Raw genomic sequence first — 18,685 nt, forward strand, 5'->3', positions numbered from 1 at the left:
GTAACGCTTTGCCCTTCATGGACGAACCCCGCAAGCCTGTTGGAAAAGTGATTGAAAGCGTTCGGCGGTCAGGCTCCAGACCCGCTCGCGTCCTAGCGTAGACGCCCGGTCGGCCCACGTCTGAGCCATTTGGGGTTGCTCGCACAGACGAGACAACGCCGCCATCAGCGCCGGAACGTTGCCTTGCGGGTAAATGTCGCCATTGCCATGGGACACCTCTTCGGCAAACGAGCGGGCATCGGACGTGATCACGCCTCGCCCGCAGGCCATGGCCCACGAGAGGGCGCCGCTGGTGCCGCGCAGTTTGCCGAGGATCTTCAGCTTGCTCGACTCCCGATACGGCAGGACCATCACGTGATGCGCCTGGATCACCTGCGGGATATCGGCGGCCGGTAGGTCCAGGTGCCAGCCGATCAGGTCCGCCAGCCCCAGCTCACGGATACGCTGACGCAGTTGTTGCAGATAACTGCCCGAGGGGCCAAACGCCATTTCCGGCTCACTGCCGCCCGCGAGGGTCAGGCGCACCCGCGCGCGCAAGGCCGGTTTCTCGATAAACAGCTGCGCCAGGGCTTCGAGTAAATCTTCAATGCCCTTGCCCCGATAGATGAAGCCGAAATAGAGCAGCTTGAGGGGTTGCAGCGCAGGCAACGGCAACGGTGCGATCGGCAGATTGCCGTGAGGGATCACGGCCATCTGGGCCTGTTGCAGCCCCATGCGTTGTTGCAGGCAGCGATTCCCGGTGTGGGTCAGGGTCACCAGCCGGGTCATGTGCCGCGCCAGTTGACGTTCCTCGCGCAAGCAGAGCGGGTCAGCGAGCACGGTGGCCATTTCCGGCAGGGGCGAGCGCAGCGACGCCGCCACCGAGAGTGGCCAGGGCAGGGTGTGCCGACGCCAGACGAGGCGTTCAGGGTCGTGAACCGTAGCGGTCAGTGGCAACTGCGGGTAGCGCTCACGTAACGCGCGCAAGGCGTGAAATTCGGCGAGTCGCCCGCCGCCGATTTCCGCGTGCACCAGGTCGATGCCCGTCCAGTCGGCATCGGCCACACGCTGCCGGGCCGCCTCGGGATCGTTGCCAATGCCTTGAAGCGGCGTTCGGACCCTCACCCCCACGTCCTCAAGGGCGTGCTTGAGGTGGCCGGCGTAATCGGCGATGCCGTTCTGTTGCGGCGGCAAAGGGGCGAGCAGGGCAATTTGCATGTTAATGATGCCTCCGGAAACGGCCGATCCAGGCCAGGACGCTCTCCGGAATTTCGAAGCGACGGCGGTTGAGGATGATCCCGTCGACACGCTTGAACGCGGTGGTCAGCGTCGTCAGTGCGTTTTGCAGCATCGGCAGGGTGGAGCTTTCTGCCCGGACCACCAGCACGATGAGGTCGGCATCGCGCAAGTGCACGAACGCTTGCTGGTTCGCGTAGAAATCGGACGCAGCGATCAGCTGGATTTCACCCGGTTGTGCCGCACGTCCAGCCTCCACACGGACGCTGTGGCCATGCTCTTCAAGGAGCGCGCGCAGGTGTTCGACGACGAAGCTCACCCCTTCGCCCGAATGCGCGGAGGTCAGGCCGATGCTCAACCCTTTGTCAGGCACTTGTTTGAGCGGCAGCACGCTGTACAGGCGATACAGACTGGCGATGAAGGCGCTGTTGCGATGCGGTTGCGCCACCGTCGTGTCCTGCAGGCTGGTCCAGAGCGGCACGCCGAACTGCGCCTCGATCCTGTCCCCGTCGTGGATGCGCTGGTCCAGCAGATAGAACAGGTACAAGGCCAGCAGCCCGACACCCAGGCTCAACGGAATGGCCAGCAGCAACATCAACAGGCTTTTCGGAAATACCCGGCTGGGGTTGAGCGTGGCGTGTTCGATGATCGCAATATTGCTGATGCGCTTGTTATCCAGCTCGCGGTCGATGCGCGCCTTTTCCAGGCTGTCGGTGTAGAGAATGAAGTTCTTCTCCTCGGCATTCAGCTCGCTTTGCAGTCGCGAGAATCGGGGTTCGAGGTCCAGTGCCTGAGTACGATCCTTCTCCAGTTGCGCCAGTTGGGCGTCGAGTTGCTCGCGCTGTACCAGCAGGCGGGTGTAACTGGCCTGCTGGTCGTTCAGGATGTTTTGCAGGCGGGTGAACAGTGGATTGGGCGCGATATTTTCCGTGCGTTGCACCGTTGTTGCCTGACTGCTCCACAGCGCCTTGAGGTTTTTGATCTCGTTGTCCAGCGCCTGGACCGGCGGCGCGCTCTCCTTGAACGAGCGCAGCAATTCCTGGCGTTCGACTTCCTTGCTGTTGATGCGGTTTTGCAAGTCCTGACGGCTCGGATTGAGGGCCAGCTCCTTGCCCGAGCTGATCAGCCGTGTCTGCTTGTTCATCTGCTCCTGAATCTTGTCCATCCCGGCCTTGGTCGAGGCAATGGAGCGGGCGGTGTTGTTGCGCTCGGTGCGCAGGTCATTCAGGCCTTGGGCGATATCGGCCATTCGTTGATGGATGCTCACGGTGCCCAGCTGGTCGAGCAGTGTCTGGATGTCGTGCTTGTGAGAAAGAATGTTGGCTTGCGTGTCCTTCACCTCTTGCTCGTAAAACGCATAGAGGTTTACCCGGCCCAGCGTCCGGGCGCGCTCGTTGCCGTACTCATCGACCCAGTTTTTCAACACTGCCTGGGCCACCTCGGGATCGTTCCAGGTGAAGGTGAGCTCCATCACCGAAGAGCCCGGTTCGTGACTGGCCCTGAAATTCTTTTCCAGGTCCTCGGCAAGGCGCTCTTCCGGTGAACGGGCCTCGACCAGTCCGACCATTTCCAGCCCGCTGCGAATCACATCGATGATGGCTCGGAAGGCCGCACCTGGGGCGTTTTTGATGGCGGCGAAAACGCCGGAGGGCTTCGGTGCCTCGGCCAGCTTTTCCATGTACCGCTGCGCGACCCGCCGGATGATGGGGCGACCCGTCAGCATGCGCTCTTCGTCGAGCAACGGGTCGCGCAGGGCACTCGGCACGGCGATCGACTGCCGGTCTGCGAGTTCGATCGGCACAGTGCTGGTGTCACGGCCAGGCTTGACCAGCAGCAGGGCCGTGGACTCATACCGGTTGGGCAACAGGAAAGCGCCGAGCACGATGATCGCGAACGTCGCCACCACGGTGATCTGCACCTCCCGCCGGAAGATGAAAAACAGGCGCAGTACATCGCGCAATGAGCGGATGGTTATCATGTCGGCGGTCCCTTCCGGTTAGTTGTTGTCGCGCAAGTTGTAATTCACACCGAAGCCCAACGATTTAGAGAAGGGGATCAATTGGTTGAAGTACAGATTCACGCCGTCGATCTTGTTGCCGACCCCGGATTTAGGGACGAACACAACATCACCGCGCTGCAACAACACCGGCGCCGTCGGGCCTCCGCTGCCCGCGTAGAGCAGCTTGCTGTAATCAAAGAAATACGTCTTGTAGAGGCCGTCGTCGCCCTGACGTAGCAGCGCGACGAGGCGCGCATCGGCATCCGGGTTGATGCCTCCGGCGCCTACCAGCGCCTGCTCAAGGTTGGTGACCATCGACACGGGCAGGTTGGCGGGATTGCGAACCGCGCCTCCCACGAACACCATGTTGCTCGGCGCCTGGCTGATGTTGACGGTCAACGCGGTTTCCCGGTAGACCGGCGCCAGCTTGTCCTCCAGGACTTGGATGAGCTGCGGCACGGTCAACCCGGCCGCTTTCACCGAGCCGATGTACGGGTAGGAAAACGTGCCGTCGTTGAGCACCGGAAACAGCGTCAGCTCATAGATGGAGTTGGCCGTGAACGCCGAGATCGAAGGCGCTTCGCCGGTGTTGCGCACGATACGCAGGGTGTCACCTGCGTGAATGCGTTCAGGCGGCAGCGGTTTGCCGGCCAGGGCTCGGCCTGCATCCTGCGCGGCCTTGATTTCCGGTGATTCCGGCAGCCCTATCCGTGCGGGTGTGTTGCACGCGCACAGCAACAGCACGCTGACGAGCATCAACGTGTTTTTCATTGGTCCAGAACTCCTGTCATGCATGAATACGGCTCCCTTGCGGGTAAAACAATCATGTCGGCAATACTGCCAAGTCCAATGTCTGTGGTGCCCCGGCTTGGCCGTGGACGGGGTGCTGCTCAGGGGAGAACGCTGGCCTCGCTGCGTTGAAGAGGTATCAGCCGCGACGCGCGCGGCCGGTTCAGGGGCTGATCAGGCCGACGGTGCAGCCGGTACGCGGCCGTAGACGTCGGTGAAGCGCACGATGTCGTCTTCACCCAGGTACTCGCCACTTTGTACCTCGATCATCACCAGATCGATCACGCCGGGGTTGACCAGACGGTGAGTGTGGCCAGGCTTGATAAAGGTCGATTCGTTGGTGTCGAGCATGAATTCGCGCTCGCCGTTGGTGACGCGGGCCATGCCGCTGACGACGATCCAGTGCTCGCTGCGATGGTGGTGCATTTGCAGCGACAACGACGCCTGGGGCTTGACCACGATGCGTTTGATCTTGAAGCGCTTGCCTTCCTCAAGGACCGTGTAGGTGCCCCACGGACGGGTCACGGTGTTGTGCAACAGGTAAGCGGGGTGGCCCTGGCGCTTGAGCTCCTGAGCAATGACTTTGACTTCCTGGCTGCGCTCGGCGTCGGCGATCAGCAGGGCGTCCGGGGTGTCGATGATGATCAGGTTATCCAGACCGACGGCACCGACCAGTCGCTTCTTGGAATCGATGTAGCAGTTAGTGACGTCGTGCAGCACGACCTGGCCATTGCACTGGTTACCGTTTTCGTCCGCCGGAGCCAGTTCGCGAATCGCTGACCACGAGCCGATGTCGCTCCAGCCAAGCTCGCACGGCACCACGGCCACTTTTTGCGAGCGCTCCATCAAGGCGTAGTCAATCGAAATGTCCGGAGCGAGGGCGAACGTGGTGGCGTCCAGTTCCATCTGCCGTTCATTGCTGCCTTCTTTGCTGTTGCATTGGGAAAGGCAGTGACGCACAGCCGCCAGCACATCGGGGGCGTGGGTTTCCAGTTCGTGCAACAGCACGTCGACGCGCATGCAAAACATCCCGGCGTTCCACAGGTGCAGGCCACCGTTCAGGTATTCGTTGGCGGTGGTCGCGTCGGGTTTCTCGACGAATCGCGCCACCTGGTACGCCTTGTCACTCAAAGCCTGGCCTTTTTCGATGTAACCAAAGCCGGTTTCCGCACGTGTGGGGATCAGGCCGAAGGTCACCATCCAGCCTTCATCGGCCAGCTTGCGGGCGTCTGTGACCGCCGTGGCGAACGCCTCCACGTCGTGGATCAGATGATCGGCAGGCAGGATCAGCAACTGAGCGTCGTCACCCCGCAGCGCCTGGACATGAAGCGCGGCAGCGGCGATGGCAGGCGCGGTATTGCGTCCGAACGGCTCCAGCAGGAAGTCCAGGTGAATCTTGTTCTTGTTCAACAGGCGATAGTCGTCGACGGTCCGGAAATAGACTTCCCGGTTGGTTACCGTCAGCAGGCTTTCGACGCCGTCCAGGTGGCTGGCACGATTGAAGGTCTTTTGCAGCAGGCTTTCGCCGTCTGGCAGCCGCATGAAGGGCTTTGGCATGGCTTCACGTGACACTGGCCACAATCGGGTGCCGGCACCGCCGGCGATAATGCAGGGAATAAGGGTGCCCATCAGTAAGCCTCGCGGGAGAAGAGCACTGCCGGAACAGTGCGCAAAAGGATGTATAGATCGAACCAGACGGACCAGTTTTCGATGTACTCAAGGTCGAATTCGACACGCTTTTCGATCTTTTCCACCGTATCTGTCTCACCACGAAAACCGTTGATCTGAGCCAACCCGGTAATGCCCGGTTTGACCCGATGACGCGAGGTGTATTCCTTGACAGCTTGTTCGAACAAAATGCCGGCGGCCTTGGTGGCCGTGGCATGTGGGCGCGGCCCCACCATTGACATACTGCCCGCGAACACGTTGAACAATTGCGGTAACTCATCCAGGCTGGTCTTGCGGATGAAACGGCCGATGCGGGTCACCCTGGCATCGCCCTTGACGGTCTGCTGCTCAGACGTAGCGTCCGCCTGATGGGTGTGCATCGAGCGAAACTTGCAGACTGTGATCAAGCGGTTGTTGTAGCCATAGCGTTTTTGCCAGAACAGCACTGGCCCTCGGGAGTCCAGCTTGATGGCCGCGGCGATGACCAGCATGACCGGGGACAGCAGCAGGATCGCCAGGCTCGACAGCAACATGTCTTCGACCCGCTTGAACAACGGCGACCAGCCGCGCAACGGCACGTCGGAGGCATTGAACATCGGCAGGCTGGCGACCTCGGTGATGCGGTTGTGCGCGTGCCTGAAGGCGACCATGTCCGGCACCAACAGCACGTTGACCGGCAGCCTGCGCAGCTCACGAATGATGTAGTCCATGCGATTTTCTGCCGACCAGGGAAGGGCGACCAGCACCTGCGTGACTTTCTCCTCGCGGATCAGGCCTTCAAGGTCCTTGGTGTTACCGAGCAGGGGCAAGCCGGCCATGGTCTTCGGCAGGCGACCGATGCGGTCGTCTATGAACCCCAATACCCCGGAGCGAATGTCCTGGTTCTGCAGCATGTATTCGGCCAGACGCTGTCCGTTCTCGGTGGCGCCCAGAATCACTGCGTTCTGCAGGAAGAACCCGCGCGCCATCAGGCGCTTGTAGATCAGCAGGAGCAGTATGCGGTCGGCGCAGAACATCGCCAGGCTGGCGACGAACCACACCATCAGTTGTTCCTGGGTGATGTAGTCGAAAAGGTCCATCGCCTTGTACATGAACAACAACACGCAGAACGCCGACGACCAGACGAACAGGATCATCTTGAAGCGAGAGCGGTTGGTGAAAATGCTTTCCGAATAAACCCCCAGCGCCTGAAACATCAGCACGCACACCACGCCGAAGAAGACCTGCACCATAAGGTAGCCTTGAGGCGGTGTCGGGGTGTCGGTTTTCCAGTAGGCGAGGATCAGGATGCCGGGTAGAACGGCTGTGACTCCATGAACCAGTCGGACGGCGAACAGGAAATACTCGATCAGGCTGGTGCGCGTCAGCACAAGGCTGTCGACCGGTTGCAGTCGCATACATCGTCCTCACATCTTCGATCCATGAATCCATGACTGGCTTAGCTGCCCCGCATTCCATCCTAAAGTCAATTTAATGACTTTTCTGCGAGGTAATTCAAAATAAGCCAATAATTTGTCGATTAAGCACCCTATTGCCCTGCTTTTCAATCCCGTCGTTAGGAAAAAATCCTATTTCTTCTCAAGCGGCGTAGGACTACTTCCAAAAGCAGGTCAGAAAGTCCCTCAAACGAGTGCTTACGAGAGTAAAGCCCATGAAACAGCCACTGTCATGCTGAAGGCGGTCATGACCCATCGGGGCGATGCCCGGGCCGGACCATCACGGCAAGTCGTGGCGGTTGGGATCCAATGATCATGGGCATTCCGCTCTTTTCGCCCTGATGCAAAAAAAAATCGGTGTCCGGGCTTTTTTTCGCGGGCTTGAGGTCAACACCTCACGCAATGAATCGCACAGGTAGAGGGAAAGGTATGACGGAGCGCAGGGCACTCTTGATTCTTCATGGTAAACAGGCGCTCAACGACGACGTTCGCGACGCCGTTAACCGTAAACGCAAGCATGGCTGGGAACTGGACGTTCGATTGACGTGGGAAGGCGGCGATGCGCAGCGTCTGGTCGCAGAAGCGCTGGCGGCCGGACACACGCAAATCATTGCAGGCGGCGGCGACGGGACGCTGCGCGATATCGCCGAGGCGCTGGCATTGGCGGACAGCGACGCGAGTCTGACGATCCTGCCGTTGGGCACCGCCAACGATTTCGCCCGTTCTGCAGGCGTTCCACTGGAGACCGAACGCGCACTCGACTTGCTGGATGTGCCGGCGCGCACGGTCGACATGGGCGTTGTCGACGGCCAGATGTTCCTGAATATGGCCACGGGAGGGTTCGGCAGTCAGGTCACCGCCAACACCTCGGAAGACTTGAAAAAGGTGCTGGGCGGCGCCGCCTATCTGTTTACGGGGCTGTCGCGTTTCAGTGAATTGAAAGCGGCTTACGGCGAATTGAACGGTCCGGATTTCCATTGGCGCGGCGACCTGCTCGCGTTGGGGATTGGCAATGGTCGACAGGCGGGTGGCGGGCATCCGTTGTGCCCCGATGCGTTAGCGGACGATGGTCTGCTCGACATCAGTATTCTGCCGGCGCCACAGGAAATCGTCGGTACGCTCAAGAGCTTGCTGGAGGGCGGGTTGGGGATCGACAACCTGTTCGTTCGCGCACGCTTGCCGTGGGTTGAACTGAAGTCTGCCGAGGGCCTTGACATCAATCTGGACGGTGAGCCGTTGCGTGGCGAAAGCCTGCGTTTCGAGGCCCGTCCCGGCGCATTGCGCATTCACCTGCCCGCGCATTCGCCGTTGCTGGGGCAGTCGAAGCGGATCGGCTGACGCGTGCCTTGACCCGCAGACGGGCGTGCCTTCGCGACTCAGCCTTTGAATCTCAGGGGTTGCAGCAATCAGCCCGCTCGTCTGCGAAAGGAGTGCGAAGCCATGGGGGGCAGCCGACCATGGACAAACGTTTGCGCAGTGCGGCGAGCGTCAATCATCAAGGCTGATGATCTGCTCCCTCACACAGAACAGCACCAGGCCCGCCACGTCGTAGATCTGCAATCGCTTCATGATCTGCGAGCGATGGGTCTCGACGGTCTTGACGCTGAGGTTCAGGCCGTTGGCGATTTCCCGCGTGGATTTGCCGCGTACGATCAGGCGCAGGATCTCCAACTGGCGTGCTGTGAGATTGTGGTTCTCGACCGGCTCTACCTTATTCGACTGAGCACTGACCAATGCCTGGTTGATCACCGTGTGCGCGATGGCGGGGCTGAGGTAGCGTTCATCGTTTCTCAGCGCCTCGAGAGCCTGCTCGATCTCGGTGCCGGTGGCGTCCTTGAGCAGGTAACCGTGTGCCCCGGCCTCCAGCGCCCGCATGATCATCTGCGGTTCCGTGTGCATGGACAGGATCAGCACCTTGCTGTCCGGCAAGGCTTTGTGAAGCCGCTCCAGCGCATCGAGTCCGTTGCTGTCCTTCATCGAAATGTCGAGCAGGATGATGTCCGGCTTCAATTCCTGTGTCATCTCCAGCAGGTGCTCGCCATCGGCGGCTTCGCCGATAACCTGATAGCCGGGAATGTCGGAAACCAGTGCGCGGACACCCGCACGAATCAGAGCGTGGTCGTCGACCAGAAGAAGATTGCAGATCATGAGTGCTTACTTATGTCGGCGCGTTCCCGAGCGCGGGGTGCCCAGGGAAACAAGGCTTGAATGTGAGTGCCGCGACCAGGCTCGCTTTCTACGGTCAAATGCCCGCCCAGCAGGGTGGCCCGCTCGACCATGCCCGCCATGCCGCGTTGCCCTTGCTGACCCGGATTGGCGGCGGGCAAAAATCCCAGCCCGTCATCGGAAATGCTGAGCGCCAGACCGTCGGGGCGACGCTGAATCCGCACCAGCAGGTTCTTCGCTTGCGCGTGGCGCAGCATGTTGGTGACCGCTTCCTGCGTGATGCGAAAGGCCGCCACGGCCATTTCCTCAGGAATGCCAGCCAGCCGCTGGTGGCATTCAAGACTCCAGAGCACAGGGGTGTCCACCAGCGTGCGCAGCAGGTGCGCACGCAGGCTGGCTTCGAGCCCCAGGCTTGCCAGCTGCCGTGGATTCAGGATGGCCGACACGTCCCGTACCTTGGCCAGGGTTTCGTCGAGAATGTTGTTGAGCATGGCGCAGTGGGGATGCAGGTCTTCCGTCGCCCGACGTTGCAGCCAGTCACTTTGCAGTTTGGCGGCGGTCAGCATCTGACCGATATCGTCATGCAGTTCGCGGCTCAGACGATGGCGCTCCGTTTCCTGGACCTGCAGCATGTGATCGGCCAGCTCTTGGGGCTGGAACTGTATGGTTTTGCTGGGGCGACTTACGCAGTAACAGATGCCCAGCAAGGCGAGCACGTTAATGAGCGCCAGCGCGGATGAAAGGCCATCGTCGAGAAAAAAAGCGACGAGATTGCACGCGGTGATCGCGAGACAGACCATCGCTACCCATCGAAATACGGTGTTCGAGCTCATAGGCCATAACGTGAAGGTCTTGTTGCTGCCATGCATAGCGGATGAAGCCATCGGATAATTGTTGCGGATACCTGAACAGGATGTGTCAGGCCACTTATCGTGGTCAACAGAGCGGCACGGCTCTGTTCACCTTTATACGTGTGTACAAAAACCAGGAGTCGACTTTCAACAGGAACAACGTGTTCACAAACTTCCCGCTTTCATTCGCGGGCGCCGATCTTACCTTAAATGCCGCCGTTATTAAGCACCGCGTGCAAACAACGCACACAAGAAGGTTGTCCATTTAGTCAGGATTTATGATTGGCACGACAGTGCTAATAAGACGGCGGGCGACATATAAGCCCGTTGTCTGTATCGCAGAACTTCAGCGTGCCGCTTGCCAAGTTACGCTGCAACAGAAGCGCACAGACATGGCGGGTCTGAATCCGACCAATTGAGGGGCGCGCAACAAGGTCTGTTGATCAAGGCAGGTCGCCCTGGCGAACATCAGCGGCAGGGCGCAACGGGGGAACTCAGAGTGTGCTGGAGCGCTCGCCACGTTCGCCCAGAGCGGTTTCCGAATGAACCGACGTCAGAGGGACGGGCCACTCGACAGGAACGGCAGGGCTGCTTTCAACCTGGCCGATGCCGCAACAGCAGCCGAACTGTTCCAGCAGATGTTGCTGTTCGCTGTCGTCCAGCGGCAATTGACCGGTGAGGGGGTCGACCAGTTCGATCTGCCACGACAGCAGCGACAGGCACTGGCGCAAGGAAATGAGTGCTTTGGGCTGCAAGCGTCCGGCAGCACTTGCAAAGTACAAGAGGTAACGCAATTGTCTGGCGAAGCTGGCGATCGCCTGGACGTGAGCTGCGTCTGATTTGCCGGCGATCTGTTGCAGCGTGCCGAGCAGGCACTCGATCGCATCCTTATCGTCACTGATCAGTTCCAGGTGACTCAGGCATTCGTCTGCGCGGCCCATCAGGTGCTGGGTGTCGCTGAGAAAATCACCGTGCAGTTGATGCCACTCATTGCCGTTCAGCATCTGAAATCTCCACTCTTCATGGACAGCGAATCAAGGTCGCAGGGGGCGAGTGGCCCAAAGTTAATGTTGAAGGCAATTGAATGTCTGTAGGGCGTTTCTGATTGTTGTGATTTGTTTGCAGTCAGCAAGGTGCAGTTGTGTGCGATACCTCGTGCCGCAGCCCAGACAGTCCGGTCTGTTATCACTGGTTTGACGAGGGGATCGGGGGATTCCACGAACACGACCACGTACCTGACTCCATTCATTCAATGAGAATGGCGTCACAATAATGGCTATTAGAAACCGCGAATATCAGGTTTGCCCTGATTGTCGTTAAGGAATACCCCTAGGGGATGCACTGAGGCCGTCTGCAGATTAGGCGAAAAGCCACTATTCGTCAGCAGTTTCAGTGTTTTAGATGCACGTCAGTAAAGCATGATGTTAATGTGATATCAATTGTGCCGGCGGGCATTTTTATCAGCATTAAGGTCTGCACCGGTTCTGCCGATAAAGGGTAGGCGGACTTACTAGAACCTGCTCCAGGAGCAACAGATGGCTGGCATTCTCGACACAGTAGACCAACGAACACAGCTGGTGGGTGAGAACCGCCTGGAAATCCTCATGTTCCGCCTGGCGGGTCGGCAACTGTTCGCGATTAACGTATTCAAGGTGCAGGAAGTGCTGCAACTGCCCAAGTTGACGTTGATGCCCCAGCGGCATCCGTTTGTCTGTGGCGTGGTGAACCTGCGCGGTCAAACCCTTCCCGTGATTGATCTGTCTCAGGCCATCGGCATGCGTCCGCTGGTCCCGGGCCCTTCGAGCACCATCATCGTTACCGAATACAACCGCTCGGTCCAGGCGTTCCTGGTCGGCGGCGTCGACCGCATCGTCAACATGAACTGGGAGGCCATCTTGCCGCCGCCCAGCAGTGCAGGGCGCCAGCATTACCTGACGGCCATCAGCAAGGTCGACGACCAGTTGGTCGAAATCATCGACGTCGAAAAGGTGTTGGCGGAAATCGTCCCCTACAGTGCCAAGGTGTCCCGCGAAAAGCTGGAAGACCCTGTCCTGGAACGTGCCCGTGGTCGTGAAGTGCTGCTGGTCGATGACTCGAACGTGGCGCTTTCGCAGCTGCGTGACACCTTGTCTCAATTGGGTGTGAAGATGCACGTGGCCAGCGACGGGCTCAAGGCGTTGAACATGCTCAAGGGCTGGGCCGACAGCGGCGAGGTGATGACCGACAAGTTGCTGATGGTCTTTACCGACGCGGAAATGCCTGAAATGGATGGTTACCGGTTAACCACCGAAATACGCCACGATCCGCGTCTGCGCGGTCTGTACGTCGTCCTGCATACGTCGCTGTCCGGCAGCTTCAACGAGTCGATGGTGAAGAAGGTCGGCTGCGACAACTTCCTCTCCAAATTCCAGCCGGACAAATTGGTGGATGTGGTTCGCGAGCGTCTGATGCTCGACCACTGATTCACGTGCACGCGTTTCGAGCCCCTTGCTGTATGGAGGGGCTTTTTTGTATCTGTACCGATCCTTGAGGCTTTCCCTCGTATAAAGTGATGGCTTTGCGCTCATCACTTCAAGGACGCGTTCATGATGCATCTCAGTGCGCTGTATCGGTATCCCCTGAAATCCTGCAAGGCCGAACCGCTGCAGCAGGCCAGCTTCGACGCGTTGGGGTTGACAGGTGATCGACGCTGGATGCTGGTCGACGAGAGCAATGGTCGATTCTTCACCCAACGCGCCTTGCCGCAGATGTCGCAACTGTCGGTACTGTGGAATGGTCGCGGCGGTGTGACGCTGTCGGCGCCAGGTGTCGAGGGGCTGGACGTCCCGCTGCCGGAAGATCTCGAAGCCAACCTGCGCGGTGTGACAGTCTGGCGCGACACCTTGCGTGTGCCCGATGCGGGCGACGAGGCGGCGCGCTGGGTCAGTGAGTTCATCGGAAAGCCCACGCGCATGGTACATATCCCCCAGGAACGGGCGCGCTGGCTGCCATCCGGGTATGGCACGGTCGAGGACAAAGTCGGGTTCGCCGACGGATTTCCGTTGTTGTTGATCGGCCAGGCGTCGCTGGACGATCTGTCCGCAAAAATCGGCCGGTCTCAGGAGATGCTGCGTTTTCGTCCGAATCTGGTGGTGGAAGGTGCTGAGGCGTTCGCTGAAGATGGCTGGAAGCGTATCCGCATTGGTGACGTTGAATTTCGGCTGCTCAAAGGGTGCTCCCGTTGCATTCTGACCACGATCGACCCGGCCACCGGCGAGCGCAGTGAAGACCGTGAACCGCTGAGCACGCTCAAGACCTACCGCGAGAAAGAGGGTGAGGTGTGGTTTGGGCAGAACATGGTAAATGACGGGCCCGGTGTGGTGGAGGTTGGGATGGAGGTTGAAGTGCTGGAGTGATGTTGCGTTGTGCGAATGACGCGCAGGTGTGTTCTTTGGCGCGGGATTTCGGTTTAAACCCGTGGCCTGCGTTCAGCCTGCACCCAAGTCGCGGTTTGTGGTGACTGGACTATTGAGTACTGGAGCAAGGCGGGCTGGAGCTAACGCTCTTCGCTTTCTTGATTCGATCATCAAGCGCCCGCACACCGCCCCAAATTGTAGGAGCGCGCTTGCCCGCGATCTGCCGGGAACCGGCAGCAAGACCTGTGGATGCGGAGTGTCAGGCAGAATCGAGTTGCCTGGTTTTGCTACCGCTGCGCGGTAGACCGTCCGAGTGCGGCCCAGAGCAAGCGCGCTCCTACAGAGACCACGTCAACCTGAGAGTTTCGTGTCTGTTGCTTTTGATGTTGCTCTTCTACATTAATGGCTCAAACACCACAAACCGCGACTTGGGTGCAGGCCAAACCGTATCTGCGCGGCCAGAGTAATGGGGTATTCACACGAAACCAGCCCCAGCCAGCCGATAAAAAAGGGGCCGATCACGCTGACGTGATCGGCCCCTTTTATCAAGCCGTTACGGCTCAAAAGTCATCAAAAAACCGCTCGTGCCAATCCACCAGAGGCTGCGGCGCATTCAGCTTCTGGCCATAGATCACTGCATACGACAACACGTTCTGCACATACTGACGCGTCTCGTCGAACGGAATGCTCTCGACCCACACATCGAACGACAAATGATTCGCGCCTCTGAGCCACTGCCGCACACGGCCCGGACCTGCGTTGTACGCCGCTGACGCGAGCACCCGGTTGCCGTTGAACTGAGCATGCACCTGACTCAGATAAGCCGCACCCAACTGAATGTTCTTGTCCGGATCCAGCACCTGCGCCGGGGAGGCCAGCGGGATGCTGAACTTGCGTGCCGTCTCCTTGGCGGTAGCGGGCATCAGTTGCATCAGGCCGCTGGCACCGACGCCTGACCGGGCATCGTCCATGAAGGCGCTTTCCTGGCGGGTAATGGCGAACACCCAGCTGGAATGCAGGCCGCGGATCTGTGCTTCACGCACCAGGGTGTCGCGATGCGCCATGGGGAACCGGATGTCGAGGTCGTCCCAGTATTGCGCCTGGCTGATGGTGCGAATGGCCGGGAAGTACCAGTGCATGTCGTAGGCGAGTTTGGCCTGGGCGACCATTTCGTCGCGGGTGAAGCGGCGGGTGACGTGGTACCACTCGCGGCGCCCGTTGACCACCTCGCCACGCTCGTAGAACTCCAGGGCCCGACGCACGCCCGGCGTATTGCGGACCTTATTGATCGTTGCCTGGCTCAGCATCAATGGCTTGTTGTTGAGCATGTACGGGGTCTGAATGCGGTCGGCGGCAAGGAAGCCATAGAAGTCGCGCTCTTTCGAAACCGTCCGGTACAGCGCCGGCAGTTGCGGGTTGTTGGGTTGGGATAACTCCAGAGCACGGGCCTGCCAGTAGCGCCAGCGGTTGGTCGTGGCCAGATCCTGAGGCAGGCGTCGGGTGAGTTCGTACGCATCGTTCCAGCGACCCAGGCGCAGCAACAGACGCAGACGCCATTCAGTCACCGTGTTGTCGCGCAGGTCAGGGTCGTATTTGGTCATCACCTCCAGGGCGCGACCATCGTAGCTGCGCGCCAGCGTCAGGCCGATTTCCTTGGCGATCTGCACTTGCTCTTCATGGGAAAAGTGCAAGACAGGGGAGTAGCTGTCCAGCAGCTCCATCGCGCGTTGGGGGTCTTGTTTGGCCAGGCGTCTCAGGCCCAGGCCGACGACATCCGACATGGCTTCGTCTGCCGGCATGAACTGGCCCTGGTTGTTGACCATCTCCGGCTTCTGCGCCACGGCGATCAGCAAACGGCCCTGGGGCGCCAGGGTGGTCATGCTGTTGACCAGTTGATTGGCCAGTGCGTAGTTGCGCGCCTGCGCCGCCAGCTTGGCGCGTTGCCAGCGCTTCTGTTCAGTCAGTTGGCCTTCCACGGCCCACTGCGTGAAGAAAGTGTCGCAGGCCGTTGGCAGGGTCTTGCCCGTCATCCAGGTCTTTTCGGCGTTGGCGTAGCCCTCCGACCGCAGATTATGGCTGAGCTGATAAGACCCGTAGAGGCAGTCGAGCTCCACGAAGTTGAGTTTGGGGTCGTAATACTTGACGAATGGTTGCCAGTCGCCTCGTGAGGCCAGCAGGCGCAACCAGCGCAACTTCATGAAGTTGGCCTGCGGAAGATCGCCATGATCGGCAAGAAATTTCTCGACTTCGTCGTTGCTCGCGGTATTCAGACGAGCCGTCAGTTCGTCGTACGCGAGATAAGGTTCGAGCGGATAGTCCGCCAGCGCTGCGCCGTACATGCGATACGGGCCTGCATCGCCTTTGGCCAGCGCGCGCTTGGCTTGATCGTAATATTGACGTTGGGTGGTGATATCGACCGCTTGGACGGACTGGGCGGCGGTGGCCGACAGAAGCAGGCAGGACAAAAGGCTGAACAAACGACTGCGCATGAGACTTCCGTGCAGATGAACCGTGAAAAGTGCCGTTAGCTTAGCCTTTTGCCAGCGCGGGTTGAAGCGCGAAGGTGTGGGCGAGGGGGGTAAGGAAACAAATACTTGCAGTTGAAGCAGGTGGTGGGCTTGGGATTCTCAACCCGTCATCGAATCCCGCCCAATCCTTGCGCTATCTCAGGTAGAATGCGCGCCCGGTTTTTGGAGAAGCTCATGACCCTGCTCAAATTCACCGATGTGTCCCTTGCGTTCGGCGCCATGCCGTTGTTGGACAAGGTGTCCTGGCAGATCGCCCGTGGAGAGCGGGTCTGCATCATCGGTCGTAACGGCACCGGTAAATCCAGCATGCTGAAGCTGGTCAAGGGCGTGCAATTGCCCGATGACGGCAGCGTCTGGCGCGCACCCGGCCTGAAAATCGGCGAATTGCCCCAGGAATTGCCCGTGGCCGATGGTCGCACCGTGTTCGACGTTGTGGCGGAAGGCCTGGACGGCGTGGGTGCCTTGCTTGCCGAATACCATCACCTGAGCCAGAACATCGTCACCGCCGAAGACCTCGACAAGCTGATGCACGTTCAGTCGGACCTCGAAGCCCGTGACGGCTGGCGCCTGCAGCAACTCGTCGACAGTACCCTCAGCCGCCTGCAACTGCCTGCCGACAAGACCCTTGCCGAGCTGTCCGGTGGCTGGCGTCGTCGTGTCCTGCTGGCGCAGGCACTGGTGTCCGAACCTGATTTGCTGCTGCTCGACGAACCGACCAACCACCTGGATATCGGCGCGATTGCCTGGCTGGAAGAGGCGCTCAAGGAATTCCAGGGTGCCGTGCTGTTCATCACGCACGACCGGTCTTTCCTGCAGAACCTCGCGACCCGCATTCTCGAGCTGGACCGTGGCGGTCTGATCGACTGGAACGGCGACTACGCCAGCTTCCTGGTGCACAAGGAAGCGATGCTCGCCGCCGAAGAAACCGCGAATGCGTTATTCGACAAGCGTCTGGCCCAGGAAGAAGTGTGGATTCGCCAGGGCATCAAGGCCCGTCGCACCCGCAACGAAGGTCGTGTGCGCGCCCTCAAGGCATTACGCGTAGAGCGCAGCGAGCGTCGTGAGCGCACCGGCAAGGCCAATATCCAGCTGGACACCGCCGACAAGTCCGGCAAGCAGGTCATGGTCCTGGATAACGTCAGCTTCGCGCACCCGGGCGGTCCGATGTTGATCAAGGATTTTTCGATGGTGCTGCAGCGCGAAGACCGCATTGGTCTGCTGGGCGCCAACGGTACCGGCAAGACCACCTTGCTCAAGCTGATGCTGGACAACCTCCAGCCCACCAGCGGCTCGGTGGAAGTCGGCACGCGTCTGGACGTCGCTTATTTCGACCAGTTGCGTCACCAGCTTGATCTGGAAAAGACCGTGATCGACAACGTCGCGGAAGGTCGCGACTTCATCGACATCGACGGTCAGAGCCGCCACGTGCTCAGTTACCTCGGTGATTTCCTGTTCAGCCCGCAACGTGCGCGGACGCCGGTCAAGGCGCTGTCGGGTGGTGAGCGTGCGCGTTTGCTGCTGGCCAAGCTGTTCAGTAAACCTGCCAACCTGCTGGTCCTCGACGAACCCACCAACGACCTGGACGTCGAAACGCTGGAGCTGCTCGAAGAGGTGCTGTTGACCTTCAAGGGCACGGTACTGATGGTCAGTCACGACCGGGCATTCCTCGACAACGTCGTCACCAGCACGCTGGTCTTCGAAGGCGAGGGCAAGGTGCGTGAGTTCGTCGGTGGTTACCAGGACTGGTTGCGTCAGGGCGGTTCGCCGCGTCTGCTGGGCGTCACCGAAAGCAAATCCGGCAAGGCCGACCTGAACTCGGCGATTGTCGAGCCGGTCGCCGCTCCGGCGCCTGCGCCTGAAACCGCACCTGTTGCGAAGAAGAAGCTCAGCTACAAGCTGCAGCGTGAGCTGGAGGCTTTGCCTGGCGAGATCGATGCCAAGGAACAGCAGATCGCGTCCGTTGAGGCGGAAATCGCTGATCCTGCTTTCTATCAGCGTCCTGCCGCAGAGACGACCAAGGTGCTTGCGTCCCTTGAGCAGATGAACAGCGAACTGGAAGCGCTGGTTGAGCGATGGGCTGAACTGGACGAGTAACCCGCTGACACCTCGCAACAAAAAAGCCCGAGCCCCTTCAAGGGTTCGGGCTTTTGTTTGAGGGAGCGATTACTCCGTGCGTTTGACCAGGCGCACGGCCAGGACGTCGCAAGGCGCGCCGTGCAGTACGTCGTTGGCGGTAGAGCCAAGCAGTAGCGAAAGGCCGTGACGGCCGTGGCTGCCTACGACGATCAGGTCGACGTTGTGCTCCTTGGCCAGGTTGTGGATTTCCTGCCGAGGCTGGCCGTAGGTCAGGTGGCTGTCGCCGGTGTGCACATCGGGGTATTTCAGCTTGAGGGCTGCCAGCTTTTCCTTGGCCTGATCGAACTGCTGTTGTTGCAGTTGCGACAGGTCCATCGGTACATCGCCACCAAAGGCCATGGCCATCGGCTCCACGATGTGCACCAGCGACAACTTGGCTTCGCTGCCGATGGCCAGGCCGATAGCCTTCTTGATAACGGGGTCGCACTCTTCAGTGAGGTCCACGGCTACCAGAATATGTTTATAGGACATGGGATGTTCCTTCTGAGGTTTGCGATGGTTT

Annotated in this window: 14 protein-coding genes; 4 read left to right on the plus strand and 10 right to left on the minus strand. The window is 59.8% G+C overall.

Going from position 1 to position 18,685, the window contains the following annotated elements; all coding sequences use genetic code 11:
• Positions 1-15: 15 nt before the first annotated feature.
• From BLS87_RS01630 to BLS87_RS01650, 5 genes are all read right to left on the minus strand, one after another.
• On the minus strand, positions 16-1,197 hold the full coding sequence (locus tag BLS87_RS01630) for a glycosyltransferase (protein ID WP_074749653.1): 1,182 nt from the start codon (positions 1,195-1,197) through the stop codon (positions 16-18).
• A gap of 1 nt (position 1,198) precedes the next feature.
• On the minus strand, positions 1,199-3,193 hold the full coding sequence (locus BLS87_RS01635; RefSeq protein WP_074749654.1) for an exopolysaccharide transport family protein: 1,995 nt from the start codon (positions 3,191-3,193) through the stop codon (positions 1,199-1,201).
• Positions 3,194-3,211: 18 nt separating this feature from the next.
• On the minus strand, positions 3,212-3,985 hold the full coding sequence (locus tag BLS87_RS01640) for a polysaccharide biosynthesis/export family protein (protein WP_074749655.1): 774 nt from the start codon (positions 3,983-3,985) through the stop codon (positions 3,212-3,214).
• A gap of 192 nt (positions 3,986-4,177) precedes the next feature.
• The gene (locus tag BLS87_RS01645) at positions 4,178-5,632 is read right to left on the minus strand and encodes a mannose-1-phosphate guanylyltransferase/mannose-6-phosphate isomerase (protein WP_074749656.1); all 1,455 of its coding nucleotides are present in this window, start codon (positions 5,630-5,632) and stop codon (positions 4,178-4,180) included.
• The gene (locus BLS87_RS01650) at positions 5,632-7,068 is read right to left on the minus strand and encodes an undecaprenyl-phosphate glucose phosphotransferase (RefSeq protein WP_074749657.1); all 1,437 of its coding nucleotides are present in this window, start codon (positions 7,066-7,068) and stop codon (positions 5,632-5,634) included. The genes BLS87_RS01645 and BLS87_RS01650 overlap by 1 nt, the downstream gene beginning before the upstream one ends.
• A gap of 468 nt (positions 7,069-7,536) precedes the next feature.
• Here BLS87_RS01650 and yegS point away from each other — a divergent pair, with 468 nt between their 5' ends.
• The gene (gene yegS, locus BLS87_RS01655; protein ID WP_074749658.1) at positions 7,537-8,445 is read left to right on the plus strand and encodes a lipid kinase YegS; all 909 of its coding nucleotides are present in this window, start codon (positions 7,537-7,539) and stop codon (positions 8,443-8,445) included.
• Positions 8,446-8,595: 150 nt separating this feature from the next.
• On the opposite strand, the gene BLS87_RS01660 is transcribed toward yegS, so the two are convergent.
• The 3 genes from BLS87_RS01660 to BLS87_RS01670 all read right to left on the minus strand — a co-directional run bounded on the left by BLS87_RS01660 (position 8,596) and on the right by BLS87_RS01670 (position 11,128).
• Positions 8,596-9,255, minus strand: coding sequence for a response regulator (locus BLS87_RS01660; RefSeq protein WP_074749659.1), 660 nt, complete (start codon positions 9,253-9,255; stop codon positions 8,596-8,598).
• Complete coding sequence (locus tag BLS87_RS01665) at positions 9,252-10,142, minus strand: sensor histidine kinase (protein ID WP_074749660.1); 891 nt, start codon at positions 10,140-10,142, stop codon at positions 9,252-9,254. Before BLS87_RS01665 ends, BLS87_RS01660 begins: the two co-directional genes overlap by 4 nt.
• Positions 10,143-10,618: 476 nt before the next feature.
• A complete protein-coding gene (locus BLS87_RS01670) occupies positions 10,619-11,128 on the minus strand; it encodes a hypothetical protein (RefSeq protein ID WP_074749661.1) in 510 nt (169 codons plus the stop codon).
• Between the two features lie 531 nt (positions 11,129-11,659).
• Between BLS87_RS01670 and BLS87_RS01675 the strand changes: the two genes are divergently transcribed.
• Both BLS87_RS01675 and BLS87_RS01680 read left to right on the plus strand, forming a co-directional pair.
• Positions 11,660-12,586, plus strand: a complete 927-nt coding sequence (locus BLS87_RS01675; protein ID WP_074749662.1) for a chemotaxis protein CheV — start codon at positions 11,660-11,662, stop codon at positions 12,584-12,586.
• Positions 12,587-12,709: 123 nt separating this feature from the next.
• Positions 12,710-13,519 carry an MOSC domain-containing protein gene (locus BLS87_RS01680; RefSeq protein WP_074749663.1) on the plus strand — a complete coding sequence of 270 codons (810 nt, stop codon included), beginning with the start codon at positions 12,710-12,712 and terminating at the stop codon, positions 13,517-13,519.
• A 560-nt stretch (positions 13,520-14,079) separates the two neighbouring features.
• Here BLS87_RS01680 and BLS87_RS01685 read toward each other — a convergent pair.
• Complete coding sequence (locus tag BLS87_RS01685; protein ID WP_074749664.1) at positions 14,080-16,008, minus strand: transglycosylase SLT domain-containing protein; 1,929 nt, start codon at positions 16,006-16,008, stop codon at positions 14,080-14,082.
• A gap of 213 nt (positions 16,009-16,221) precedes the next feature.
• Here BLS87_RS01685 and BLS87_RS01690 point away from each other — a divergent pair, with 213 nt between their 5' ends.
• Positions 16,222-18,141 (plus strand): ATP-binding cassette domain-containing protein, encoded by a 1,920-nt coding sequence (locus tag BLS87_RS01690; RefSeq protein ID WP_074749665.1) that lies wholly within the window; start codon positions 16,222-16,224, stop codon positions 18,139-18,141.
• Between the two features lie 69 nt (positions 18,142-18,210).
• On the opposite strand, the gene BLS87_RS01695 is transcribed toward BLS87_RS01690, so the two are convergent.
• Complete coding sequence (locus BLS87_RS01695) at positions 18,211-18,654, minus strand: universal stress protein (RefSeq protein WP_074749666.1); 444 nt, start codon at positions 18,652-18,654, stop codon at positions 18,211-18,213.
• Positions 18,655-18,685: the final 31 nt, after the last annotated feature.

Origin of the sequence: Pseudomonas abietaniphila (assembly GCF_900100795.1) — a bacterium.
Lineage (GTDB): Bacteria > Pseudomonadota > Gammaproteobacteria > Pseudomonadales > Pseudomonadaceae > Aquipseudomonas > Aquipseudomonas abietaniphila.